Origin of the sequence: Polynucleobacter duraquae (assembly GCF_000973625.1) — a bacterium.
Lineage (GTDB): Bacteria > Pseudomonadota > Gammaproteobacteria > Burkholderiales > Burkholderiaceae > Polynucleobacter > Polynucleobacter duraquae.
On sequence record NZ_CP007501.1, the window covers coordinates 1,094,210 to 1,119,075 of the forward strand.

22 protein-coding genes are annotated in these 24,866 nt (G+C 45.7%); 16 read left to right on the top strand and 6 right to left on the bottom strand.

What is annotated here, in order from left to right; all coding sequences use genetic code 11:
• Positions 1-11: 11 nt before the first annotated feature.
• The gene (gene yaaA, locus CL55_RS05760; RefSeq protein WP_046330243.1) at positions 12-788 is read right to left on the bottom strand and encodes a peroxide stress protein YaaA; all 777 of its coding nucleotides are present in this window, start codon (positions 786-788) and stop codon (positions 12-14) included.
• A 68-nt stretch (positions 789-856) separates the two neighbouring features.
• On the opposite strand from yaaA, the gene CL55_RS05765 reads away from it, so the two are divergent.
• The 13 genes from CL55_RS05765 (at position 857) to CL55_RS05825 (ending at position 12,681) form a co-directional block, all read left to right on the top strand.
• Complete coding sequence (locus CL55_RS05765; RefSeq protein WP_046330244.1) at positions 857-2,059, top strand: methionine aminotransferase; 1,203 nt, start codon at positions 857-859, stop codon at positions 2,057-2,059.
• Positions 2,060-2,100: 41 nt separating this feature from the next.
• Entirely contained in the window at positions 2,101-2,808 is a 708-nt protein-coding gene (locus tag CL55_RS05770) for a glutathione binding-like protein (protein WP_046331193.1), read from the top strand.
• Between the two features lies 1 nt (position 2,809).
• Entirely contained in the window at positions 2,810-3,664 is an 855-nt protein-coding gene (locus tag CL55_RS05775; RefSeq protein ID WP_046330245.1) for a 3-hydroxybutyryl-CoA dehydrogenase, read from the top strand.
• Between the two features lie 77 nt (positions 3,665-3,741).
• Entirely contained in the window at positions 3,742-4,221 is a 480-nt protein-coding gene (locus CL55_RS05780) for a DUF3429 domain-containing protein (RefSeq protein WP_046330246.1), read from the top strand.
• A gap of 10 nt (positions 4,222-4,231) precedes the next feature.
• Entirely contained in the window at positions 4,232-5,545 is a 1,314-nt protein-coding gene (locus CL55_RS05785) for a replication-associated recombination protein A (protein WP_046330247.1), read from the top strand.
• Positions 5,542-6,183: a 2-hydroxychromene-2-carboxylate isomerase gene (locus CL55_RS05790; protein WP_046330248.1), complete on the top strand. Its 642-nt coding sequence runs from the start codon at positions 5,542-5,544 to the stop codon at positions 6,181-6,183. The genes CL55_RS05785 and CL55_RS05790 overlap by 4 nt, the downstream gene beginning before the upstream one ends.
• Before the next feature lie 52 nt (positions 6,184-6,235).
• Entirely contained in the window at positions 6,236-6,811 is a 576-nt protein-coding gene (locus CL55_RS05795; RefSeq protein ID WP_046330249.1) for a peptidylprolyl isomerase, read from the top strand.
• A 37-nt stretch (positions 6,812-6,848) separates the two neighbouring features.
• Positions 6,849-8,675: a bifunctional chorismate-binding protein/class IV aminotransferase gene (locus CL55_RS05800; RefSeq protein WP_046330250.1), complete on the top strand. Its 1,827-nt coding sequence runs from the start codon at positions 6,849-6,851 to the stop codon at positions 8,673-8,675.
• Positions 8,676-8,684: 9 nt separating this feature from the next.
• Positions 8,685-9,245, top strand: coding sequence for an NUDIX hydrolase (locus CL55_RS05805; RefSeq protein ID WP_046330251.1), 561 nt, complete (start codon positions 8,685-8,687; stop codon positions 9,243-9,245).
• A 13-nt stretch (positions 9,246-9,258) separates the two neighbouring features.
• Positions 9,259-9,996: a leucyl/phenylalanyl-tRNA--protein transferase gene (aat, locus tag CL55_RS05810; RefSeq protein WP_052728778.1), complete on the top strand. Its 738-nt coding sequence runs from the start codon at positions 9,259-9,261 to the stop codon at positions 9,994-9,996.
• Positions 9,993-10,739, top strand: a complete 747-nt coding sequence (locus CL55_RS05815) for an arginyltransferase (RefSeq protein ID WP_046330252.1) — start codon at positions 9,993-9,995, stop codon at positions 10,737-10,739. The genes aat and CL55_RS05815 overlap by 4 nt, the downstream gene beginning before the upstream one ends.
• Before the next feature lie 9 nt (positions 10,740-10,748).
• Complete coding sequence (locus CL55_RS05820) at positions 10,749-11,780, top strand: quinone-dependent dihydroorotate dehydrogenase (protein WP_046330253.1); 1,032 nt, start codon at positions 10,749-10,751, stop codon at positions 11,778-11,780.
• Positions 11,781-11,862: 82 nt separating this feature from the next.
• Positions 11,863-12,681, top strand: a complete 819-nt coding sequence (locus CL55_RS05825; RefSeq protein ID WP_046330254.1) for an IclR family transcriptional regulator — start codon at positions 11,863-11,865, stop codon at positions 12,679-12,681.
• A 28-nt stretch (positions 12,682-12,709) separates the two neighbouring features.
• On the opposite strand, the gene CL55_RS05830 is transcribed toward CL55_RS05825, so the two are convergent.
• Positions 12,710-13,675, bottom strand: coding sequence for a serine hydrolase (locus CL55_RS05830; protein ID WP_237150468.1), 966 nt, complete (start codon positions 13,673-13,675; stop codon positions 12,710-12,712).
• A gap of 194 nt (positions 13,676-13,869) precedes the next feature.
• The gene (locus tag CL55_RS05835) at positions 13,870-14,751 is read right to left on the bottom strand and encodes a DMT family transporter (RefSeq protein WP_046330256.1); all 882 of its coding nucleotides are present in this window, start codon (positions 14,749-14,751) and stop codon (positions 13,870-13,872) included.
• 199 nt (positions 14,752-14,950) lie between these two features.
• On the opposite strand from CL55_RS05835, the gene CL55_RS05840 reads away from it, so the two are divergent.
• The gene (locus tag CL55_RS05840) at positions 14,951-15,517 is read left to right on the top strand and encodes a phasin family protein (protein ID WP_046330257.1); all 567 of its coding nucleotides are present in this window, start codon (positions 14,951-14,953) and stop codon (positions 15,515-15,517) included.
• 95 nt (positions 15,518-15,612) lie between these two features.
• Here CL55_RS05840 and lpdA read toward each other — a convergent pair whose 3' ends face one another.
• From lpdA to aceE, 3 genes are read right to left on the bottom strand one after another with little or no spacing between them, the layout of a single operon-like run.
• Entirely contained in the window at positions 15,613-17,403 is a 1,791-nt protein-coding gene (gene lpdA, locus CL55_RS05845) for a dihydrolipoyl dehydrogenase (RefSeq protein ID WP_046330258.1), read from the bottom strand.
• Positions 17,404-17,412: 9 nt separating this feature from the next.
• The gene (gene aceF / locus CL55_RS05850) at positions 17,413-18,726 is read right to left on the bottom strand and encodes a dihydrolipoyllysine-residue acetyltransferase (RefSeq protein ID WP_052728779.1); all 1,314 of its coding nucleotides are present in this window, start codon (positions 18,724-18,726) and stop codon (positions 17,413-17,415) included.
• A gap of 15 nt (positions 18,727-18,741) precedes the next feature.
• Complete coding sequence (aceE, locus tag CL55_RS05855) at positions 18,742-21,438, bottom strand: pyruvate dehydrogenase (acetyl-transferring), homodimeric type (RefSeq protein ID WP_046330259.1); 2,697 nt, start codon at positions 21,436-21,438, stop codon at positions 18,742-18,744.
• Positions 21,439-21,642: 204 nt separating this feature from the next.
• Here aceE and CL55_RS05860 point away from each other — a divergent pair, with 204 nt between their 5' ends.
• Entirely contained in the window at positions 21,643-24,177 is a 2,535-nt protein-coding gene (locus CL55_RS05860; RefSeq protein ID WP_046330260.1) for a sensor histidine kinase, read from the top strand.
• A gap of 36 nt (positions 24,178-24,213) precedes the next feature.
• The gene (locus CL55_RS05865; RefSeq protein WP_046331196.1) at positions 24,214-24,861 is read left to right on the top strand and encodes a response regulator transcription factor; all 648 of its coding nucleotides are present in this window, start codon (positions 24,214-24,216) and stop codon (positions 24,859-24,861) included.
• Positions 24,862-24,866 lie beyond the last annotated feature (5 nt).

Sequence of the window (24,866 nt, forward strand, 5' to 3'; positions counted from 1 at the left end):
GGTGCACTCTCCTACTTTCTCTCGGGACGTCTAAATAAGGGTTTTTCTGGTTTAGATTCGGAGGCAACATATTTGTAACCATCCAAATTGAAACCCTTCAAATCTGCGGGATCGGTAATCCGGTTTTCGACAACATAGCGAGCCATCAATCCTCTAGCTCGCTTGGCGTAGAAAGAGATGATTTTGTACTTACCATCTTTACCATCTTGAAATATCGGAGAGATCACAGGGCAATCCAAGTTTTTTGCTTGTAACACCTTGAAATATTCTTCGGATGCTAAGTTGAGAAGTACAGGCTTCTTTTGCTGCTCCAGTAGCTTCTTAAGGGATTCAGTCACACGTTCACCCCAAAAAGCATATAGATCCTTGCCTCGGGCATTCTGAAAGGAAGTGCCCATCTCCAAGCGGTAAGGCTGCATTAAATCTAGGGGGCGGAGAGCACCATATAAGCCTGACAAGATACGAAGATGATCTTGTGCAAAATCCACGGCCTTGGAATTCAGTGTCTTGACGTCAAACCCGTCATAGACATCGCCGTTAAAGGCATAAATAGCCGGCTTGCTATTGGCATCCGTAAATTTCTTAGACCAATCGCGATAGCGGCCCACATTCAATGCAGCCAACTGGTCAGAGAGACCCATCAGATCGGCAACCTCTTGAGGCGAGAGCTTCTTCAAATCAGCTATCAACTTGGCTGATTCCGAGACAAACTCTGGCAAGGTTGGCGCCTTGACCTTGACTGAGGTTTTGTAATCTAGGGATTTCGCGGGTGATAGGACGATCAACATGGCACAATTTGAAGATGAATTTCTACCATTCTAGCGACTACCTTCCATATTTGCCCTAAACCGCCTGCATGGACCAAAACCTCGCCCTCAGCCCAGACTTTCCAAGTCGCCTACCCAAGGTAGGTACAACTGTGTTTACGATCATGTCGGCCCTCGCTGCCAAGCATCAGGCCATTAACTTAGGGCAAGGTTTTCCGGACTTTCCCTGCGATCGAGAGCTCATATCTAAGGTTCATGCAGCCATGCTGGCTGATCACAATCAATATCCACCGATGATGGGGATTGCAGAGTTGCGCCAGGGTGTGTCCCAAAAAATATCCGCGTTATATGGTCGTGACTACGATACCGATACAGAGATCACCATTACAGCCGGTGGCACCCAAGGAATCATGACGGCCATTTTGTGCTGCGTCAGTCCAAGCGATGAGGTGGTCATTATTGAACCCGCTTACGATAGCTATCGCCCATCGATTGATTTAGCGGGAGGTAAAACGGTTGCCGTATCTTTAACTGCCAACCGCGATGACCAAGGAATTGTGAGCTCTTATTCAATACCCTGGGATGATCTGGCAACAGCAATTAATACAAAAACCCGGCTCGTCATAATCAATACACCGCACAATCCAACCGGCATGGTGTGGCAGTCATCCGATCTTGAGCGTCTAGCCAATTTGGTCAGAAATACGAATGCACTGATCTTAAGCGACGAAGTCTATGAGCACATGGTGTTTGATGGACATCAACACATCAGTATTGCAAGTCACCCTGAATTAGCAGCGCGTAGTTTTCTGATATCCAGTTTTGGCAAGACCTATCACGTCACCGGCTGGAAGGTGGGCTATGTAGCCGCGCCTGCAGCGATGATGGCGGAGTTTCGCAAGGTGCATCAGTTCAATGTGTTTACAGTCAATACGCCAATGCAATATGGTCTTGCTAAGTACCTCAAGAATGCAGAACACTACTTAGGATTGCCATTTTTCTATCAAGCTAAGCGGGACTACTTTAGAAAAGGTTTGCAGCAAACTAGGTTCAAGCTACTACCCGCCCCAGCAAGCTATTTTCAGTGCGTCAATTACACCGAGCTCGGAATCTCTCAAACATCTTTAAGCGAAGCAGATTTTTGCTCCTGGTTAACTACTGAGATTGGCGTAGCAGCGATTCCGGTCTCTGCTTTTTACGCCAAGCCAATTGAGTCAGGCGTAATCCGTTTTTGTTTTGCCAAAGAAGAAAAAACGCTTTCAAGTGCATTAGAGCGTTTGCAAACCCTATAGAAAAGGAATTGATTGTGACGATCAGTAAATCGAACAAAGACATCATTGATGTGTATAGCTGGCCAACGCCAAATGGACATAAGGTCCACATCATGCTCGAGGAGTGTGGCTATAAATTAGGCAAAGACTGGATTGCCCATCCCATTGATATTGGAGCTGGTGATCAGTTTAAAAAAGAATTCTTGGCGATGAGCCCAAATAACAAGATTCCAGCCATCACCGACCCCAATGGCCCTGATGGTAAACCCATCCATGTATTTGAATCCGGCGCAATCTTGCTATACCTGGCCGCCAAAACAGGAAAGTTTTTACCTAAATCTACTCGAGGTAAATATGAGGTGTTGCAATGGCTCATGTTCCAAATGGGAGGCCTGGGGCCACTTTTAGGGCAAAACCACCACTTTCGAATTTACGCTCCGGAGAAAATTGATTACGCGATTAATCGCTACACCAATGAAGCTAAGCGACTGTATGGGGTAATCGATCATCAACTGAAAGATAATGCTTATATTGCTGGGAAAAGTTACTCAATTGCGGACATTGCCATCTTTCCTTGGACGCGGAACTGGAAGAACCAAGGTATTGATATCAACGAATATCCTCACTTCAAGCGTTGGTTTGAAATGATTGGTGAACGCCCTGCCGTGAAGCGTGGCGTTGAAGTATTAACTGCATTACGCAAGCCCTTGCACGATGACAAAGCAAGAGAACAATTATTTGGCTCATCACAGTATCAAAAAAGGAAATAGCATGAAGATTCAATCAGTCGGAGTAATTGGGGCAGGTACGATGGGCAACGGTATTGCGCAGGTCTGCGCAGTTGCCGGTCTTGATGTCGTCATGGTTGATATCAGCGATGCCGCTGTTGAGCGCGGCTTAAATCAAATTAGCAAAAGCTTAGATCGCTTGGTGAAAAAAGAAACACTGACCATTGAGAATAAAGATGCCGCACTCAAACGCATCAAAGGTGGAACTTCATACGCTGACTTTAAGGGACTTCAACTAGTGATTGAAGCTGCTACTGAGAACCAGGCTGTCAAAGAAAAGATTCTGAAGCAGGTTGATGAGATCGTTAGCAAAGAAACTATTATTGCCACCAACACCTCCTCACTCTCCATTACTCAGCTTGCTGCCTTAGACTCCAATCCCAGCCGTTTCATCGGCATGCACTTTTTCAATCCGCCACCGATGATGGCATTGGTTGAGGTGATTCGGGGCTTACAAACCTCAGACGCAACTCATGCTGCCATAATTGAAATGGCAAAACGCATTGGTAAAGAGCCCATCACCGTTAAGAACTCTCCCGGATTTGTAGTGAACCGTATTTTGCTACCAATGATTAATGAAGCTTTCTTTGTTTTATACGAAGGACTCGCTAGCCCCGAAGATATCGATGCCGGTATGAAATTGGGCTGCAACCAACCAATTGGCCCACTCGCTTTAGCCGACTTAATTGGTCTTGATACCTGCTTAGCCGTGATGGAAGTCTATTTCGAGAACTTCAGCGATTCTAAGTATCGCCCTTGCCCACTGCTGCGCGAGATGGTTGCCGCTGGCTACCTCGGTCGTAAGTCTGGACGTGGCGTCTTTACCTACGATCAATAATTTTGCAATTTGCGATTCACTATTTACTTTTCACCATTAACCATTAACCCTCCACCAACTCAGATAAAGAAGTTTTTGTGAACCCATTACCCCCTCTAGTCACTAAATTAGGCTATGCCGGTCTAATTCCTTTTGTTGGTCTTGCGCTGATGGTACAGCTAGCGCCAACCCCCTTAAATTATTTAAGCGCAGAGTCACTAGCGGGTTACGGGGCCGTGATCACCGCATTTATGGGCGCTATGCATTGGGGTGCTAATTTACATGTCTTGGGCAAAACACCTCGAGGCGATCGGTGGGCAGATCGTAATGCATGGATCTGGGGTGTCATCCCAGCACTAGTTGCCTGGCTTGCGCTACACATTTATATACCAGTTGGCTTAGTCATTTTGGCTTCAGCATTAATCATTCAACACAATGTTGATAAAGAAACCTATCAATATTATTTTTCTGATGAAGAGGCACTGAATGCATTCATCACCATGCGAAATCGACTTACATTAGTTTCTGCTGGATGCTTAGTTTGGGCGGCCTTAGTTATTTTGTTCGTACAAAATTAAATTAGCGCTGATGGGCAATCTATTTGATCAAGCACCTCCGCTACCATTAGCGGAAGTCTTGCGCCCAAAATCGATTGAGGAAGTGATCGGACAGACACATCTTCTCGCCGCTGGTAAGCCACTAAATCTTGCCTTTGGATCTGGCAAGCCTCACTCGATGATTCTTTGGGGTCCGCCGGGAGTTGGTAAAACTACCTTGGCAAGACTTTCTGCAAAAGCCTTTGATCGAGAATTTATTGCAATTTCAGCTGTGCTTGCTGGAGTAAAAGAAATTCGCGCGGCTATTGAACAAGCTGAGCAGAGTATGTCTCAATATGGCCGACAAACTATCTTGTTTGTTGATGAAATTCATCGATTTAATAAAAGTCAGCAAGATGCCTTATTGCCACATGTTGAATCTGGCTTATTCAACTTCATTGGCGCTACCACTGAAAATCCTTCATTTGAGGTCAATTCAGCCCTACTCTCACGCGCACAAGTCTACGTACTGAAATCATTAAATGCCGTGGAACTGAAGCAGCTGTTTGATCGCGCATGTATTTATGCGATGCCTGATATTCCTTTTGAGCCAGAAGCAATTGATAGCTTAATTTCACATGCAGATGGTGATGCTAGGAGATTGCTCAATCTAGTGGAGCAAGTACGTAATGCTGTCTCAACGCCAAACTCTCAGATTCGGACAATAGATCAGCAGTTTATTGAAAATGCTTTAACAGTCCAGGCACGTCGTTTTGATAAAGGTGGAGACCACTTTTACGATCAAATATCTGCCTTACATAAATCAGTGCGTGGTTCAAATCCTGATGCTGCGCTGTATTGGTTTTGCCGAATGATCGATGGCGGAGCAGACCCTCGATATCTTGCACGCAGAATTATTCGTATGGCCTGGGAAGATATTGGGCTTGCTGATCCCAGAGCAATGCAACTAGCCAATGATGCAGCTCAAACTTTCGAACGGCTTGGCTCGCCCGAAGGTGAATTAGCGCTTGGTCAAGCTGTGGTTTATTTAGCGATCGCCGCTAAAAGTAATGCAAGTTACAACGCTTACAACGCGGCAAAGGCTTATGTTGCAAGTGATCAAAGTAAGCCTGTACCCAACCATTTACGCAATGCCCCAACTAAACTCATGAAAGAGTTAGGTCACGGCAAAGAATACCGTTATGCACACGATGAACCACATGCCTATGCTGCTGGAGAAACTTACTTGCCCGATGGTATGGCAGAGCCTCATTGGTACCAACCAGTTGATCGAGGCTTAGAAAGTCAGATTGCCGAGAAGATGGCTTTCTTACGCAAGTTGGATGCGGAGTCGAAACAGAAATGACCCAAGATCAAGTAGATGGAAAACGGATTGAAGGGACGCTTTACTACGACATCATTTCTCCATTCTCTTATTTTTATATCAAGCAACGCCATCGCCTTGAAAAACGTATCGATATTGAGCCCGTACCCATCTTATTAGGCGGCCTACTCCGCGCAACTGATAACCGTGGTCCTGGTGAGGTGGAAGCCAAACGTCCTCATACCTATCAATATTGCGTATGGCTCGCTGAAAAGTTAGGTCTCCCTTTTCGCTTTCCAGAGCATCACCCCTTTCTCACTGTTGCGGCACAACGTTTGCTAGTTCAGCAAAATGCTCAATGGGACATGGTTGAGCGCGCTTTTGAATATGTTTGGGTAGAAGGTAATGATCCCAATTTATCTTGGCCAGAGTTTTGCCGATACCTTGGCCTAGCAGTTGATACTCCAAAACCAGATGCACCAGAGGTCAAAGCCAAGTTGATTAGCAACACCGAGAGAGCAAAAGCGGATGGGGCATTTGGTGTTCCTACCCTTGTTATCAACGGTCATACTTTTTGGGGGGTCGACACCATCGATTGGGCCTTAGATTATCTAGATCGGCCAAGTATGTTTGAAGAGGCGGCTTATCACTATGCCGGTCAAGTTCCCTCTGGCCTATGAGCAATACAATCAGATTTACTTTATTTTCACTCGATTCTTAAGGATACCCAGTATGCGCAAAATCATTGCTTCCCTATTTTTAGTTACCAGCCTCATTGCTAGTGCTACCAGCTTTGCTGGCCCTAAGGTGGAATTTAAAACCACCATGGGTAATTTTGTTGTTGAGCTTGATTCAGTGAAGGCACCAAAAACAACGGCCAACTTTTTAAACTACGTCAACAGTGGCTTTTATAACGGCACGATTTTTCATCGTGTGATAGATGGCTTCATGATTCAGGGCGGTGGATTTACTCCCGACTTGTCACAAAAACCGACTAATGCGCCTGTGGTTTCAGAAGCACAAAATGGCCTTAAGAATCAAACTTACACCATCGCTATGGCGCGCACTTCCGACCCCGATTCAGCAACGGCACAGTTCTTCATTAATGTTAAAGACAATGAGGGCTTGAATTATCCAAACGCTATGGGTAATGGCTACACCGTTTTTGGCACAGTGATTTCGGGTACACAAACAATCGATGCTATCCGTAAGATCCCAACCATGGTGGCATCAACACCAAGAATGGGTCGTATGGCAGATGTACCGAGCAAGACTGTCACGATTGAATCGGCCGCTGTTTTAAAGTAATTTCCACTGATTTACTTGAACACTGACGATAAATCGCATGATATTGCTTGATGATGCTCAGAGCACCTCATCACAGCCGAGCAGTCGCCTGTATGAGCAAGCAATACAGCTCTGGGCGATCTATCCTCAGTCTAGCCACGCACAGACAATTGCAGCTGTAGATCGATGCCTCCAAGATATTAATAAAGCTTTAGCTCAAGGAGAATATGTTGTCGCTGCGTTTGCTTATGAGTTAGGTCTATATATACACAATATAGATCGATCAGTTGAGCGTGAAAGTAAAGATCATCCATTAATACAGGCATGGTCTTTTAAATCTTACGAAAGATTGAGCAAGGCGGATGTCGATACCTACATGGCAAAAAAGATAACGGCTCTAGAGCCTGAATCTAAAGTTGCAGGAGTGGCTAATCTTGAATTTTCCCTTGATCAAGAGAAGTTCACCGACGATATTCAGGCTATTCAAGAGTACATTCGCAATGGCGACACTTATCAAATTAATCACACCTTTCGAATTACGGGTGAAGTCTATGGAGACCCGCTCTCTCTATATGCACGATTAAGGGAACGACAGCCGGGAAGATTTGGTGCATTTATTGCACAAGACTCGAACTTTATCTTGTCCCAATCACCTGAGTTATTTATTCAGAAGAATGGTAATACTTTAAAAGCCATGCCGATGAAAGGCACTGCCAGTGCATTAAGTGATTCTGCTGAGCACTTATCAGCAGATGCAAAAAATCAAGCAGAAAATGTCATGATCGTTGATTTATTACGCAACGATTTAAGTCGACTTGCCTTGCTGGGAACAGTCAATGTTCCCAAGTTATTTGAAGTCACTCAGTACGGTGATGTCCTGCAAATGACCTCTACCGTTCAAGCCGAGATCAAGCCTGAGATGAAATTAGGTGACGTGCTGAATGCGGTGTTTCCCTGCGGGTCTGTCACGGGCGCTCCCAAAAAACGCAGCATGGAGATCATCCAAGAATTAGAGCCTCAAGAGCGAGACTATTATTGTGGCGCCTTAGGTTGGATTGATCCTAGTGGCGATTTTGCGTTTAGCGTTCCAATCCGTACCCTTGAAATTCATCAGGATGCAAAAACACATGCCTCACCCTTTTCTTTAGGCATAGGTGCTGGTATTACGATTGATTCTGAACCCGAGCAGGAGTGGGAAGAGTGTCAAATTAAAGCGGCATTCTTGAGCAAGTTACCAAGTAACCTGGGACTATTTGAAACTATCTTGGTCAGCAAAGGTCAAGCTCAGAATCTAGAACTTCACCTAGCACGCTTGGTCAATTCTGCGTTAGCACTTGGCATATCCTGCTCTCTACCAGACATGATGAAGGTGATTGAGCTAGGGTGTGAAAACTGCTCAACTGATTCTGAATATCGATTGCGTTTGGATCTCAACCACCTAGGAATCGCAAGCTGTCAAATCACTCCCATCAGCCCACTAGAGGGATCGGTAAAAATCTTTTGGGCTAGAAATATTCTGCCTGATTCAAATCAGGCCACCTTTCACTCTGGCAATGTTCTATTAAGACATAAGGTGAGCATTCGAAATGTCTACGACCAAGCCTGGCGATTGGCAGAGGGTCATGGTGGCTTTGATGCCTTATTTACTAATGAGGAAGGCTATGTCACCGAGGGTGGTAGAAGCAGTGTTTTTATCAAATCTGGGGATAGATGGCTAACACCCCCCGTCTCAGCTGGTCTGTTACCAGGGGTTATGAGATCCATCATATTGAATGATCCCCAATGGAATGCCCATGAGGTCAACCTGACTATTGATGATGTTCAGAATGCAAAAGAGATTATGCTTAGTAATGCTTTACGCGGCCTCATCCCCGCCCATTTCTAGAAAGTCCGCATGAAGTTTTGCTCGCACTGTGCAGCGCCTATCAGCATCAAGATTCCTGCGGATGATTCGCGGGAACGTCATGTCTGTGACTCTTGTGGAAGTATTCATTATTTCAATCCACGTAATGTAGTTGGGAGCATCCCGGTCTTTGGTAATCAAGTTTTATTGTGCCGTCGCGCCATAGAACCTCGTCATGGTTATTGGACTCTGCCTGCTGGATTCATGGAACTTGGTGAAAGCACCAGCACTGGAGCGGCACGTGAAACTCATGAAGAGGCCGGCGCCGTTGTTCAGATTGGTCCACTTTACTCCCTGCTCAATGTGCCACATGCTGAACAGGTGCATCTTTTTTATCTAGCTTCGATGAATTCCCCAAACTTTCAAGCGGGGGAAGAGAGTCTCGAGGTTGCTTTATTTGATGAACGGGATATCCCGTGGGATGAAATTGCTTTTCCAACGGTAAAGCAAACTCTGGAGTGGTTCTTTGCTGATCGTGCTGCCGGAGTATTTGATGCCGGCAATGAATTTAGCGTTCGTAGCAGAGACATTCTGCCAACTGAAAAAATCTAAGCATCACAAGCTTATGAGTAATATCAGCTGGCTAGGGTCTCAGGATGAATTCCCCAATCCTATTCATCACCCAGATCCTGATCCGAGTGTCCCCGGCTTAATTGCGGTAAGCGAACGGATATATCCAGGACAGTTAGCTCGCGCGTATCAAATGGGAATCTTTCCCTGGTACTCCGATAATCAACCAGTCTTATGGTGGTCACCCAATCCCCGAATGGTATTAAAGCCTGATCACTTTAAATGTCATGACTCGCTGAAGAAATCCATTCGTCATTTTTTATCTGACTCTCGCAGAGAAATCGGGGTTGATGAAAACTTTAGTGCAGTCGTTCGCTCCTGCGCAACTGCGAGCCGCAAGGATCAGGATGGCACTTGGATTACACATGAAATCATGGATGCCTATACCAATCTTCATGAAGAGGGTCATGCGCATAGCATTGCAATCAAGGAAGATGATCGCCTAGTGGGGGGCCTTTATTGCGTCTCCTTTGGCGGTATGGTTTTTGGTGAGTCGATGTTTAGTCACCAAACAGATGCCTCTAAGATTGCTTTAGCTGCTCTTGCTGCCTGGTGCGAGCAAAATCAAGTGGAAATGATCGATTGTCAGCAAGAGACTGCACACCTGAATTCCCTAGGGGCCGCACCGATATCTCGCAGTGAATTTTTAGCCCATCTGCAGCTTGCTTTAAATCAAACTAATATAGAGATTCCCTGGAAATTTGATAAACAGATTCTTCGTCACTGGCTATGACTCAACTAAAAGAGCTTCCTCTCACTGAATTGCAGTTTTATGCAACTGCACCTTATCCCTGTAGCTACCTACCAGGAAAGACTGCACGTTCTCAAGTCGCTACCCCCTCACATTTAATACATGCTGACTTATATGGTGAATTAGTCAATGCGGGGTTTCGTCGCAGTGGTTTATATACTTACCGACCTTATTGTGATGAATGTCATGCCTGTACTGCAACGCGCATTCCAGTGAAGGATTTCTCCCCTAAGCGCAGTCAAAAACGCGCCTGGAAAAAACATGCTGGACTAGATATTCGCGTTCTCAATTTAGGTTACCAAGAGGAGCACTATCAACTCTACCAACGCTATCAACAGGAGCGTCATGCTGGTAGTGAAGTAGATATAGATGATCAAGACCAGTACATGCAGTTTTTATTACAAAGCCGGGTGAACTCCAGAATTGTTGAATTTAGGGATGGTCCTCACGATTCATACCCAGGGCGTTTGCGCATGGTCAGTATGATTGATATCTTAGATCAAGGGATCTCTTCGGTTTATACCTTCTTTGATACCAGCAATGCCTCTGCAAGCTATGGAAGCTTTAGTATCTTGTGGCAAATTCAGCAGGCCTTAGAGCTAGATCTTCCCTATCTCTACCTTGGCTATTACATCGAACAAAGCGAGAAAATGTCCTATAAGGTGAAGTTTCAGCCGATAGAGGGCTTGATCGATGATCGCTGGCAACCCATCATTGGGCCATAATGTCTTCTCATGATTGACAGCTACCCTCTTCTGCGCCCCTGGCTTTTTTCCTTAGATCCAGAGCAAGCTCACAACATCACCCTGAGTAATTTAGATCGTGCTCAGCGTTGGGGTCTATTGCGCCACTTGTGCAATCAACCCGTATCAGATCCGCGTAAGCTTTGCGGTATTACTTTTCCAAACCCAGTGGGTCTCGCTGCTGGTCTAGATAAAGATGGCAAACACATTGATGCGCTAGGCAGCCTAGGCTTTGGGTTTTTAGAAATCGGTACTGTTACCCCAAAACCACAACCCGGCAATCCAAAGCCCCGTATGTTTCGTTTGCCGCAAGCTCAGGCCATCATTAATCGCATGGGCTTTAATAATGATGGCGTTGATGCTTGTGTAAAGCGAGTTCGTAATTCAGCTTATTGGCAGAATGGTGGCATTGTTGGTCTCAATATCGGCAAGAATGCTATAACGCCAATCGAAGATGCTGCAAGCGATTACGTCACGGCTATGGAAGCAGTCTATGAGGTGGCCTCTTACATTACCGTCAATATTTCATCACCCAATACGCAGAATTTACGCGCGTTGCAAGGTGAAGAGATGTTGCGCTCTTTGCTGCAATCACTGCATATTGCGCGTGAAGCTTTAAGTGACCAGTTTGGCGTATGCAAACCCCTCTTTTTAAAAATTGCACCAGATCTTGAGCAACACGATATCAAGCTCATCGCTGACCTCTTGGTGGAATTTAAAATGGATGCCATCATCGCCACCAATACAACCATTACTCGCGATGCTGTTCAGGGGCTTGAATTTGGTCAAGAAGCTGGTGGCCTCTCTGGTGCACCTGTTCGTGATGCCTCCACCGAAGTCATTCGAAGTCTCAAAGAATATTTAGGTGGCGCCATTCCGATTATTGGCGTTGGCGGCATTATGTCCGGCAAAGATGCGCAAGAAAAGATCCTTACCGGTGCCAGCCTGATTCAAATCTACACTGGCTTGATTTATCGGGGTCCAAAACTCATTTCTGAGTGCGCAGCAGCCCTAAAAGGCTAATTAGGCTTAGATAAACGTTTTTTAGGGCTGTAGCTGTATTTCATATTGTGCAATTTGAGCAAAAATCGCTACAATTAACAATATGGCATCGACTAAATCCGAAAAAGTTACAAAAACACCAGGTGAAGCTGGCAAAACAGCGATTCAGGTCATTGAACGCATGATGAACCTGCTCGATGCCCTTGCATTGCACGAAGAGTCCAGCAGTCTAAAAAACCTAGCTGAAGAGACTGACTTACACCCTTCCACAGCTCACCGCATTTTGAATGACTTAGTAGCCTGCCGCCTAGTAGAGCGTGGTGATGGTGGCACGTATCGCCTTGGGCTGAAGTTACTTGAGCTGGGCAACCTCGTTAAAGCCCGTTTATCGGTCCGTGAAGCAGCACAAGCTCCAATGCGAGCACTGCACAAGCTCACTGGTGAAACCATCAACCTTTCTGTTCGGCAAGGCGATGAGATCGTCTACATTGACCGTGCCTATAGCGAACGCTCTGGCATGCAAGTGGTACGCGCTATTGGTGGTCGAGCGCCGCTGCATTTAACGTCTGTTGGCAAACTGTTTCTGGCAAGCGATGACCCGAACCAAGTTCGCGCTTATGTCACGCGCACGGGTTTAGCTGGTCACACCAGAAACAGCATTACCGAGTTGGGAAAATTAGAATCCGAACTCAATCAAGTTCGCCAGTTTGGGCATGCACGCGACAATGAGGAGTTGGAGTTGGGTGTCAGTTGCGTGGCAGCTGAAATTTATGATGACAGCGGCAAGTTAGTGGCAGGACTCTCATTGAGCTCACCTACCGATCGTATTCAGGCGGATTGGCTAAAGCTACTTCAGGATACCGCCTTGCAAATCTCTAAGGGAATGGGATACAAACCCAAGATTAGTGAACCGCATTCTTAAGATATAGCTTTTCTTAAGAATGTAATGCTTACATCAAGCGACGAATTGCCTGAGGCTCACCTAATGGCATGCGCTCATACCAATCACGCACTCTCACTGCATCAGCAAAACGCGATTGCGTCCCAACAGAATCCAAGAAAACCAGTAACAAAGGCGTGTTGTTCACGCGGGCCTGCATCACTAAGCACTTACCTGCTGCATTAATAAATCCGGTTTTTTGTAAGCCGATATTCATATCGCCTGCACGAACCAAGCGATTGGTGTTTAAGAACTTCTGTGGTCGCTTGGCAATCACCATGGTCAAGTCTGGCCAAGTAGAAAATTCACGAATCATTTTATATTGATAGGCAACACTCAACATCCGCGTGAGATCTTCTGCTGAAGCCACGTTTTCACTCTTGAGGCCAGTGGGATCAGCAAAATGAGAATGCGTCATCCCGATCTCTTTTGCTTTACGGTTCATGGCATCAATAAATGCAGAAATACCGCCAGGGTAATTTCGGCCCAGCGTATAGGCTGCACGATTCTCAGAGGACATGAGCGACAACAACAAAGCCTCTTCTCGCGTCAACACCGTCCCCCCTGCAAGGCGGGACGAACGATATATATTGACGTCATCTGCATTAATGACAATCGTTTCATCTAGAGGCAATTTAGAATCTAGCACCACCATTGCCGTCATCAACTTAGTAATCGACGCAATCGGTAAGCTTACTGAAGAATTTTTTTCGAAATACACTTCCTTAGTATCTTGATTAACAACCATGGCTACGCTGGACTGCAAACTTAAATCATCGTGCTGACCACGTAAACCCAGTGCCGTTGCAAATGAAGGTCTTGCTGAGACAGCGGACTCGCCTGGACGAGTAACGGTAGTTCTAACCGTTTTAGGTTTTTTAATTGATTTAACTACTTTTTTGGAATCGGATTTTGCAGGCGTCTTTGCTGCTGCTTTATTGGTCTTTGCAGTTTTGGAATCTGGGTTAGCCGCCATTATCGGAAAGGAGCTAACAGCTCCAAACGAAATTAGGCAAACGAGGGTAACAAGCCAAAAACGATTCAAATACATCCCAAATTGCCTTCCAAAACTTTTAACATACGGAATGATAATTAACTTTTACTGCTCGACTGCAATTTTTAGCAACAGAAGTAAAAATAACCCTTCTATTTAACGCACTTCGTAGAAACTTATTCTGCAATCGTAGCAACAGTAGTTGTTTGACCTCGATTAACCAAAACAACTCCAGTCATTGTGAGCAACAAACCACCTGCCATCATAAAGGTAAAGGGCTCATCAAATAAGAACCACGCCATTGCCGCTGTAGTGGGCGGAGTTAAATAGAGAAGACTCGTCACCTTGGTAGCAGCCCCTTTTCGGATCATCATAAAGAGCAAGCTAATCGAGCCTATTGAGAGCGGAAAAATCGCCCATAGTAGCGCTCCAATAACCGAGGCATTCCAAACCATGACAGCAGACTCAAAGTAATACATACAAACAAAGCACAGTATGGCCGATACGCCAAACTGAATGGATGAGCCCGCCCGCAAGTCAAACACTGGGCAGAATTTCTTTTGATAGAGAGTGCCAAACGTAATTGAGAGTAAGGCAGCAAAAGCCAATACGTAACTCAATGGAGGGATGTGGGCAAAGCCGATTTTTTCCGCTACAACTAAAGCTACCCCAGCAAACCCGAATCCCAAACCGATCCACTGACGCCCCGTAACTTTTTCAGATACCCAAGCGGCAAACCATGCTGTCAGGATGGGCTGTAAGCCTACGATGATTGCTACCAGGCCTGCAGTCATCCCTAGTCGGACTGCAAACCAAACCCCGAGTAGATAGCCAAACTGAAGCAATATGCCAGCAACAGCTATGTGCTTAAATTGCGACCAACTTGGCCAACTGATTCTCCAGACAAGGCTTAGGCATGCCATAGCCATCAATACCCCTGAAAAACGCCAAAATAAGAAGGTGGCAGGCTCAACATAAGGCATTGCCAAGCGCGCAATCAAAAAGCCCGTACTCCAAATCAATACAAATAAGGGGGCAATTAGACTGTCAAGCTTCATTTAATGGATCACTTATTGAAAGTGCGGGATTTTTTAATTAAGCTATGATTTTAGGCTTATTTAATAGGCCACAGCCCAGATCTTGGGGATGCTCCAAAATTAATTCTCAATCCCGATCAATACGGCCCGAATGAATTGACAATGTGCGTAAAAAGGCCATAGTAAGCAAAGCCATGAAATTAACAGGAAAGGTATTGATATGAAATTAACGCCAGAACAAATGGCAGCAGCTCAAAAAGCCAATCTTGAAACTTTGAGTGGACTTACCAATCAAGCGCTTCAAAGCATAGAAAAATTAGTTGAGCTAAATATGCATATCGCCAAACAAAGCTTGGGCGAAAGTATGAGCAGCGCGAAGAAAGCGCTTGAAGTGAAAGATATCCAGCAACTCCTCGCCCATCAGGCTGAAGCAGTCCAGCCAATGGCTGAAAAAATTATGGCTTATAGTCGCCATCTTTATGAGCTAGCTCATGAAACTCAAGTAAGCTTTACCAAGTCCGCTGAAAAAGAGTTTCAAGAAGGTCAGAAAAAAATGAATGCCTTAGTAGAGGACTGGGCCAAGAATGCGCCGGCAGGCTCAGACGCAGCAGTGCATGCTATGAAACAAGCGATCACTTCTGCTGCCAGTGTATTTGAAACTAGTCAGAACGCAGTCAAGCATGCAGTTGAAGTTGCTCAAACTAACCTGAGTAATGCCACTAGCGCGGTTGAGAAGAACATCCAATCAAGCAATAAAACAGCTAGTAAAAAAAGTAGTGAGAAATAATTGCTATGTCATTACTTCATTAATATTATTCTAGAAGTGCATAAAAAAAGCCCCGTTATTTTCGGGGTCTTTTTTAGTAAGGCTAGGAAGACAATTTAATGTGCCTTCTTCTTCACTGGTGGTAAATCAGTACAGTGACCAAGAGCGGCCTCTGCGGCTAAGCCAACCGATTCACCCAGAGTTGGATGTGGATGAATCGTTTTACCAATATCCACAGCATCAGCACCCATCTCAATTGCAAGACAAACTTCACCAATTAAATCGCCGGCATGTGTACCAACGATACCGCCACCAATAATGCGTTTACTTGTAGCATCAAAAATCAGTTTAGTAAAACCTTCATCTCGGCCATTGGCAATTGCTCTACCGCTAGCCGCCCAAGGAAATAATCCTTTTTCATAGGCAATTCCTTTAGCCTTACATTGCTCTTCAGTCAAACCAGCCCAAGCTACCTCAGGGTCGGTGTATGCCACCGATGGAATTTGCTTAGCATCAAAGTAAGATTTTTCACCAGCAGCGACTTCAGCGGCAACGTGGCCCTCATGTACTGCTTTATGAGCAAGCATGGGTTGGCCAACAATATCGCCAATCGCAAAGATGTGATTCACATTAGTGCGCATCTGATTATCGACAGGAACAAAGCCGCGCTCATCTACAACAACGCCTGCAGCCGCTGCATCAATCTTCTTGCCATTCGGGGTACGCCCAACTGCAACCAATACCAAGTCATAAGTCTGCGGCTCGGTAGGGGCGCCCTCGCCTTCGAAGCTCACTGCAATACCATCGGCCTTCACTTCAGCTTTAGAGGCACGAGTCTTCAGCATGATCTTTTCAAAGCGGCCGGCATTGAATTTTTCCCAGACCTTTTCTAAATCACGATCTGCACCTGCCATCAGGCCATCCATCATTTCGGCAATATCAATGCGGGAGCCTAGGGTGCTATAAACAGTAGCCATCTCCAAGCCAATAATCCCGCCGCCAATGACTAACATACGCTTTGGAATACTCTTGAGTAGTAAGGCGCCAGTACTGTCTACGATACGAGAATCTTCTGGCAGGAACGGTAGTTTTACTGGCTGACTTCCCGCTGCGATGATTGCTTTCTGAAAGCGAATCACTTCTTTTTGCCCAGTTAAATCTTGCCCATCACCCTGAGTTAACTCAACCTCTACGTGATTTGCATCCAAGAATCGGCCCAATCCACGCACTACAGTGACTTTGCGAGCTTTTGCCATGCCAGCCAATCCACCCGTTAACTTGGCAATGACTGAATTTTTATAGCCACGTAATTGGTCAATTTCAATCTTGGGAGCGCCATAACTAATCCCATGCTTGGACATCGTTTTCACTTCATCCATTACTGCAGTCGTGTGAAGTAATGCTTTTGAAGGAATACAGCCCACGTTCAGGCAAACGCCACCTAAAGTTGAATAGCGCTCTATCAAAATGGTGCTCATACCCAAATCTGCGCTTCGGAATGCAGCACTGTAACCACCTGGGCCAGCGCCAAGTACCAGTACCTCACACTCATGATCCACTTTGCCGCTGTATTGACCAGCAATCGGAGCGCTAATCACAGGTGCCGCTACTGGAGGAGGCATTGGAGCAGGTGCTGCTGCAGTCGCAGTAACTTGAGGTGCAGTTGCTGCTCCCACTTCAATCTCCGCTACAACACTACCCTTACCAACCTTATCACCAGCTTTTACAGAAATGCTCAGAATAGTTCCGGCGGCGTCAGCTGGAACTTCCATTGTGGCTTTGTCAGATTCTAGAACGAGCAGGGGCTGCTCCTTTTCAATGACATCACCAACTTTAATGAGCACTTCAATCACTGGCACATCTGAATAATCGCCAATATCGGGTACGAGAATAATTTGCTTAGCCATATCTTTTCCTTATAGCGCTGCGCGGCGGAAGTCGGACATCAACTGAGCGATATAGACGTTAAAACGAGTAGCCAAAGCGCCATCAATCACACGATGGTCAGCACTTAATGACAGTGGGCAAATCAAGCGTGGCACAAATTGCTTACCATCCCAAACTGGCTTCATCGCAGCCTTGCTGACACCTAAAATTGCCACCTCAGGCGCATTCACAATGGGTGAGAAATAAGTACCGCCAATACCCCCCAAAGAGGAGATAGTGAAACTGGCACCTTGCATTTGATCTGGCTTTAGTTTGCCATCACGCGCAAGTGCAGCTAACTCGGAGGTTTCGCGAGCAAGCTCAAAGATACCTTTTTTATCTGCATCACGAATCACTGGCACCACTAATCCGTTTGGCGTATCAGCGGCAAATGCAATATTGAAGTACTTCTTCAACACCAAATCATCGCCATCGATAGAGCTATTGAACTCAGGATACTTTTTGAGAGCAGCAACAGCAGCTTTCATTAAGAAAGCGAGCATTGTGATTTTGAGACCCTGCTTTTCATTCTCTTTATTGGTCAGCACTCTAAATGCCTCAAGGTCAGTGATATCAGCATCCTCGTGATATGTCACTGCAGGAATCATGACCCAGTTACGACCTAGATTAGCGGCGGTTAGCTTCTTAATACGATTTAATGGCTGACGCTCTGTCTCACCAAATTTAGAGAAATCCACTTTTGGCCAAGGAATGAGATTCAGGCCACCTAAGCTTCCACCAGATGCAGTTGATGCGTTGCCGGCACCTCCACTCATTGCAGCTTTAACAAAAGCCTGCACATCTTCTTGAGTAATTCTGCCTTTTGGACCAGAACCTTTGACTTGATGGACCGTGACACCAAGTTCGCGAGCAAACTTACGGACTGACGGACTTGCGTGACTAGCTGTTGGGTCTACCTCAACTGGGGCATTGCTCACAGCAGGTGGCGCTGGTGCACGCACAATTGGCAGCTCTACTTTGGAAGTTGGCGCCGCAACAGGTTCGGCTTTTGCCGCTACGGGAGCGGCAGCGGTTTGTGCAGCAGCTGGAACTGCAGCTGCACCACTCTCCTCAAGTACCAAAACAATGGCACCCTCTGAAATAGAGTCACCCACTTTGACCTTGACCTCTTTCACAAGACCGGAGTGAGATGAGGGAACATCCATAGTAGCTTTGTCTGACTCCAGAACAACAATAGATTGCTCTTTCTCAACACGATCACCGGCTTTTACCAATACCTCGATCACGGGCACATCTTTGTAATCCCCAATATCTGGGACTTTAATATCAATTAGTTGGCTCATAGTATTCGTCTCTTATCAAACCGTCATTGGGTTTGGCTTGGTGGTATCGATGCCGTACTTCTGAATTGCTTCGGCTAGCTTTTGGCGATCCAACTGGCCAGCATCGACCAAAGAGCGCAAGGCGGTAAGAACGACCCAGCGACGATCTACTTCAAAGAAATCGCGTAATTTTTCACGAGTATCAGAACGTCCGAAACCATCTGTTCCCAGAACCTCAAAACGGCGACCTAGATGCTGAATAGCTGGACGAATTTGTTCAGCAAACAGACGCACATAGTCAGTAGCAGCAATGATTGGGCCTGCAGTATCTTTCAGGCACTGCTCTACATGAGATAAAGCAGGTGCTGCAGTTGGATTGAGCAGATTATTGCGATGAACCGTATTCCAATTACGACCTAGCTCAGTAAAGCTTGGGCAACCCCACAAATCAGAGGCGACACCCCAATCTTTATGCAAGATTTCAGCAGCTTCAATGACTTCGCGGAAAATCGTTCCTGAGCCTAAGAGTTGTACGCGCAATTTCGCATTGGCATCGCCAAGCGACTTAAGTTTGTACATACCCTTAATGATGTCTTGCTCCGCACCTTTTGGCATCGCTGGATGAGAATAGTTCTCATTCATCAAGGTAATGTAGTAGTACACATCTTCTTGTTCAGCCAGCATGCGACGCATACCATCTTGAATAACTACGGCTACCTCAAATGAGAATGAAGGGTCGTAGCTAATGCAGTTGGGAATTGCAGAGCTCCACACCTGACTATGGCCATCTTCGTGCTGAAGACCTTCACCATTCAATGTAGTTCTACCGGCAGTACCGCCCAATAAGAATCCACGACTACGCATATCACCAGCGGCCCAACAGAGGTCACCAATGCGCTGGAAACCAAACATGGAGTAGAAGATGTAAAAAGGTAACATCGGTACGCCATGGGTTGAGTATGAAGTGGCGGCGGCAATCCAGTCGCACATACCACCCGCCTCATTAATACCTTCTTGCAAGATCTGACCAGTCTTATCCTCTTTATAGAACATCAATTGATCATGATCTTCTGGAGTGTAGAGCTGGCCTAACTGATTCCAAATACCTAATTGACGGAACATGCCTTCCATGCCAAAAGTACGTGACTCGTCCGGAACAATTGGAACAACTCGCTTGCCTAAAGCTTTATCGCGCACAATCGTATTGAGAATGCGAACAAATGCCATGGTTGTGGAAATCTCGCGACCATCGGTAGTTGCTTCTAATAATGGTGCGAATACGTCAAGCGCAGGAACCGGTAGGCTCTCGGCCTTCATGCGACGCTGTGGCAAGTAACCGCCCAACTCTTGACGGCGCGCTTTCATATACTCAAGCTCTGGACTTCCTTCAGCAAATTTCACTAAAGGCATTTCATCTAGATGCTCATCTTTGACGGGGATCTCAAAACGATCACGGAAACAGCGAACATCATCCGCATTCATCTTCTTGGCTTGGTGCGCAATGTTCATCGCCTCACCTGAGCTACCCATACCGTAACCTTTAATGGTGTGAGCCAAAATAACGGTTGGCTGGTCCTTATGATTTACTGCGCAATGAAAAGCTGCAAATACTTTATGGGGATCATGACCACCACGATTAAGCTGCCAAATCTCATCATCACTCCAGTCACTCACAAGTGCTTTTAACTCGGGTGTATTAAAGACGATTTCGCGCACATAGGAGCCGCTCTTGGCTTTCATGGTCTGGTATTCACCATCAACGATCTGACCAAGACGTTGCATCAAGATACCTTTTTTATCGCGAGCAAACAATGCATCCCAGTGACCGCCCCAAACAACCTTAATTACATTCCAACCAGCGCCACGGAACTCACCTTCGAGCTCTTGAATAATCTTGCCGTTACCGCGTACAGGCCCATCAAGACGTTGTAAATTGCAGTTCACTACAAAAATCAGGTTATCGAGTTTTTCACGACCGGCCATACCAATGGCGCCGAGTGATTCTGGTTCATCAGTTTCACCATCGCCGAGGAAAGCCCAAACTTTTCTACCTTCAGCTTTAATGAATCCACGATCCTGCATGTAGCGCATAAAGCGCGCTTGATAAATAGCCATGATGGGGCCAAGACCCATCGATACTGTTGGGAACTGCCAGAAATCCGGCATCAACCAAGGGTGTGGATAACTCGAGATACCTTTGCCGCCAACTTCTTGACGGAAGTTATTGAGCTGCTCATCTGACAAACGACCAAGCATGTAGGCACGGGCATAAATTCCAGGAGCAGAATGCCCTTGAACGAATATCAGATCGCCACCATGCTCTGGAGATGGGGCATGCCAGAAATGGTTAAAGCCTACGTCATATAGAGTTGCAGCGGACTGGAAAGAAGAAATATGACCGCCAACGTTGGTATCTTTATTAGCGCGCAACACCATCGCCATTGCGTTCCAACGTGTGTAAGAACGGATGCGGTGCTCGACATTTTGATCGCCTGGTAGTCGTGCCTGCTGCTCCACCGGAATTGTGTTGATGTAAGGAGTTTCAGCATGAAAGGGTTGATTAACTCCATTGACTCGAGCATGAGAAATTTGCTGATCAATTAGATAGGCAGCACGCTCTGGACCCTCATTCCGAATCACGCCATCAAGGGCCTGTAACCACTCTTGGGTTTCACCTGGATCCGCATCTTGTTTTCCTGCGCTACCCAAAATTTGTTCTGGAACCGCTGCCATAAACTGCCTCCATTATTTATATCGATTTTATTGATTCACTCTATAGCCAATATTCTAGGAAGGTCTATGGGTGTAAACAAGCAATTTTCCACATAATGATAATATTTCTCACTATATGATATTTTGTTGCATTGCAATTAGACTATTGCAGGAATCAAAAAGAAGAATAGAAGCGCTTGCTGTAGGGCAAAATAGGCTGATTACATGAAAAAAATAGCGTTATCCTTTTGGCAACTCAAACCCGTACAGTGGATCCGGCGGATACGGGGATTTAAGATTGTCTATACACCGCTCATAGCCATTGTTCTCTTCACTATAGTGATGGGCATCATTATGGGCACCTTGCAATTGCAAGAAAAAGGTCAGCAAGAAGCGGCACTATTTAGAGAGCTCTCATTTGCAAAGCAACGTATTCAATTGCGTTTTGCTAACAATACCGATGTTCTTCAGTCCCTTGGACGTGACTATGTGAGTGGTGGCGAATCCATCAAGTCAAAAGAAAACTTCATCATTCAGGCTGAAAATTTATTACAGAGTAACCATGAGATTGCACAAATCGTTTGGATAGATAAAGTCGGTCAACGTCAATGGCGAATTCCACTAGATAACTTAAGAACAGGGTGGTTCAATAAGAATGTAAATGCTGAGACCATCAATCAAGGCCTAAGAAAAACTCTTGAGCTCAGCACATCAACAGGCAGACCTGCTTTTAGTCAGTTCATGACACTTGAAGTTCCTAGCGACGAAGTCATCTCAAAAGAAATTCGTAACGTATTTTGGCAAACAGTTCCTCAGATTTCTGGTAATGAAATTAATGGCATGGTGGCAGTTTTGTACACCACGCAAGGCTTACTTGAAATGATTCCTGGTGAGCTCAAGGGACAGTATCGCTTCACACTAATTACAGACAATGAAAGAATCTTAGCCATCTCATCCGATAAAAATATACCGAGACGCGCTTTTAGCAATCAAACTAGTCTGGATATTGGTGTGCTGAGTCCAAACCTCAGCTTACGCATCGACACCTACCCACCAGCTACGAATTTGACATTCAGGATGTTAATTGGTGTTGTACTTGGTTTGAGCGCCTTTGTGATTTGGAGCTTATGGTCTGTTCTTAAACAGATGCAGGTTAGACAAGAAGCTGAAGCAAATCTTCGGGCAGAAACTAATTTTCGTAGTGCGATGGAAAATTCCACTCCAGTGGGAATCCGCGCACACGATATGAATAAAGTAATCACTTATGTAAATCCAGCATTTTGTGAGATGACGGGGTGGTCTGCTGAAGAGCTCATTGGAATGAGCCCCCCATTTGCTTTCTGGCCTGAAGGTGAGAAAAATGAGCTGACTGAAAAAATGGATAAGGCCCTCAAAATAGCCTTGAGCCAACGAAGAAAAATTGGAATTGAGGGATCGATTCTCCACAGGGATGGGTCTATCATTCAGACGCGCACATTTATTGCGCCCCTCGTAGATGAAAAGGGCCAACAAACTGGCTGGGTAACTTCATTAATTGATATCTCCGAACCTAAGAAAATTCGAGAAGAATTAGCAGCCTCACAAGAGCGATTCGTTGCTGTTTTGGAAGGTCTCGATGCAGCAGTTTCAGTAGTATCCAATGAGAATGGTGAACTACTATTTACGAATCGCTTCTATCGTGAGCGCTTTGGCAATACTGCCAAGGGACACTTTGAATTAGCTGGAAGCGATATCAACGAAAACATCATGCAGAGTCTGTCTGAAGGCTCTAGTGATAAGACGGCTGAAGGTGCTTCACTTTCATCACCCTACCAAGAAACTGAATCAGAAGAAATTCAATTGCTAGATGAGGCATCGGGAATTTCAAAATGGTATGAAGTTCGCAGACGTTTTGTCCCGTGGGTAGATGGTCATTTGGCACAATTATTAATTGCCACAGATATTACGCCGCGGGTCGAAGCTGATGACTTAGCTCGACAACAAGAAGAGCGGATGCAATTTACTAGCCGCTTAACTACCATGGGCGAAATGGCCTCATCCCTGGCCCATGAATTAAATCAGCCGCTTGCTGCCATTTCGAACTATTGCATGGGTGTAGCAAAGCGCTTACAAGGGCATCTTGACCCTGCCTTACAAAAAGATATTCTTCCTGCACTGGAAAAAGCGTCTGATCAGGCTCATCGGGCAGGTACGATCATTCAACGCATTAAAGGCTTTGTAAAACGCAGCGAACCACAAAGAAAGTCTAGCGACATTACTGGAATCATTAATGATGCCGTTGGATTGGTGGAAATTGAAGCCCATCGCCATCGCCTCAGCATCAACGCTGAAGTTGCTGAAAATCTCCCTGCAGTCGACCTAGATCCGGTCTTAATTCTGCAGGTCTTGGTCAATCTCCTGAAAAACTCCCTAGACAGCATGAGAGAGGTCTACCCCCTCTCCTCGCGCTGGTCGGCTCCTCCCGTGCAGATTTCAGCAGATTTAGAAACCAGCACCTTCCCTGCCATGTTACGCATCCAAGTAAGGGATACAGGTGCCGGAATCCCTGAATCAGTGATTGAACGCATGTTTGAGCCTTTTTTTAGCACTAAAAGTGATGGTATGGGTATGGGCCTGAATATTTGTCGATCTGTGATTGAGTCCCATCAGGGTCGTCTTTGGGCAACCAATCTGATGGATGCAGAACATACGAAGATATCGGGCTGCACCTTTACAATACTGTTACCTTTAGAGTCTCCGGGCTCTAAGGATAGTGTTTAATTTTTGTATTTTTTTGGTTTATCTGCGAGAGCTAATATGAATATCGGTGCTGCCACCAAACCCAATCAAGCTGAAGTAGTTTATGTTGTAGATGACGATGAGGCAGTTCGTGACTCCCTCACCTGGCTACTCGAAAGTAATGGCTATGTTGTTCGCTGTCATGCCAGTGCTGAGCGTTTCTTACAGTCACTCCAAAGTACTGATAAATCAACCATCTCTTGCGCCATCCTGGATGTCCGCATGTCCGGCATGTCCGGCCTTGAATTGCAAGAGCGTCTCATTAGTGAAAATCTACCCATGCCAGTTGCTTTCATTACTGGTCACGGCGATGTATCGATGGCAGTCTCTACTATGAAGCGTGGTGCGGTGGACTTTATCGAAAAACCATTTAAAGAAAATGATCTCTGCGGATTAGTAGATCGGATGCTTGGAAAAGCGCGGATTGACTACTCCCAAGCAAGCCAGCGTAAGACCAACCAAGGTCTCTTGAGTAAACTCACTGGGCGTGAACGCCAAGTGCTCGAGCGAATCGTAGCCGGTCGCTTGAATAAACAAATCGCAGATGATCTGAGTATCTCGATCAAAACTGTAGAGGCTCATCGCGCGAATATTATGGAAAAACTCAACGTGAATACCGTTGCAGATCTTTTACGCCTCGCCCTTTCTGATCCACAACCTAATTAATTGTT

Excerpts from the sequence above, each read along its gene's own strand:
- yaaA (WP_046330243.1), bottom strand. The coding sequence starts at position 788 with ATGTTGATCGTCCTATCACCCGCGAAATCCCTAGATTACAAAACCTCA.
- CL55_RS05765 (WP_046330244.1), top strand. The coding sequence starts at position 857 with ATGGACCAAAACCTCGCCCTCAGCCCAGACTTTCCAAGTCGCCTACCC.
- CL55_RS05775 (WP_046330245.1), top strand. The coding sequence starts at position 2,810 with ATGAAGATTCAATCAGTCGGAGTAATTGGGGCAGGTACGATGGGCAAC.
- CL55_RS05785 (WP_046330247.1), top strand. The coding sequence starts at position 4,232 with ATGGGCAATCTATTTGATCAAGCACCTCCGCTACCATTAGCGGAAGTC.
- CL55_RS05790 (WP_046330248.1), top strand. The coding sequence starts at position 5,542 with ATGACCCAAGATCAAGTAGATGGAAAACGGATTGAAGGGACGCTTTAC.
- CL55_RS05795 (WP_046330249.1), top strand. The coding sequence starts at position 6,236 with ATGCGCAAAATCATTGCTTCCCTATTTTTAGTTACCAGCCTCATTGCT.
- CL55_RS05800 (WP_046330250.1), top strand. The coding sequence starts at position 6,849 with ATGATATTGCTTGATGATGCTCAGAGCACCTCATCACAGCCGAGCAGT.
- CL55_RS05805 (WP_046330251.1), top strand. The coding sequence starts at position 8,685 with ATGAAGTTTTGCTCGCACTGTGCAGCGCCTATCAGCATCAAGATTCCT.
- aat (WP_052728778.1), top strand. The coding sequence starts at position 9,259 with ATGAGTAATATCAGCTGGCTAGGGTCTCAGGATGAATTCCCCAATCCT.
- CL55_RS05815 (WP_046330252.1), top strand. The coding sequence starts at position 9,993 with ATGACTCAACTAAAAGAGCTTCCTCTCACTGAATTGCAGTTTTATGCA.
- CL55_RS05820 (WP_046330253.1), top strand. The coding sequence starts at position 10,749 with ATGATTGACAGCTACCCTCTTCTGCGCCCCTGGCTTTTTTCCTTAGAT.
- CL55_RS05825 (WP_046330254.1), top strand. The coding sequence starts at position 11,863 with ATGGCATCGACTAAATCCGAAAAAGTTACAAAAACACCAGGTGAAGCT.
- CL55_RS05830 (WP_237150468.1), bottom strand. The coding sequence starts at position 13,675 with ATGGCGGCTAACCCAGATTCCAAAACTGCAAAGACCAATAAAGCAGCA.
- CL55_RS05835 (WP_046330256.1), bottom strand. The coding sequence starts at position 14,751 with ATGAAGCTTGACAGTCTAATTGCCCCCTTATTTGTATTGATTTGGAGT.
- CL55_RS05840 (WP_046330257.1), top strand. The coding sequence starts at position 14,951 with ATGAAATTAACGCCAGAACAAATGGCAGCAGCTCAAAAAGCCAATCTT.
- lpdA (WP_046330258.1), bottom strand. The coding sequence starts at position 17,403 with ATGGCTAAGCAAATTATTCTCGTACCCGATATTGGCGATTATTCAGAT.
- aceF (WP_052728779.1), bottom strand. The coding sequence starts at position 18,726 with ATGAGCCAACTAATTGATATTAAAGTCCCAGATATTGGGGATTACAAA.
- aceE (WP_046330259.1), bottom strand. The coding sequence starts at position 21,438 with ATGGCAGCGGTTCCAGAACAAATTTTGGGTAGCGCAGGAAAACAAGAT.
- CL55_RS05860 (WP_046330260.1), top strand. The coding sequence starts at position 21,643 with ATGAAAAAAATAGCGTTATCCTTTTGGCAACTCAAACCCGTACAGTGG.
- CL55_RS05865 (WP_046331196.1), top strand. The coding sequence starts at position 24,214 with ATGAATATCGGTGCTGCCACCAAACCCAATCAAGCTGAAGTAGTTTAT.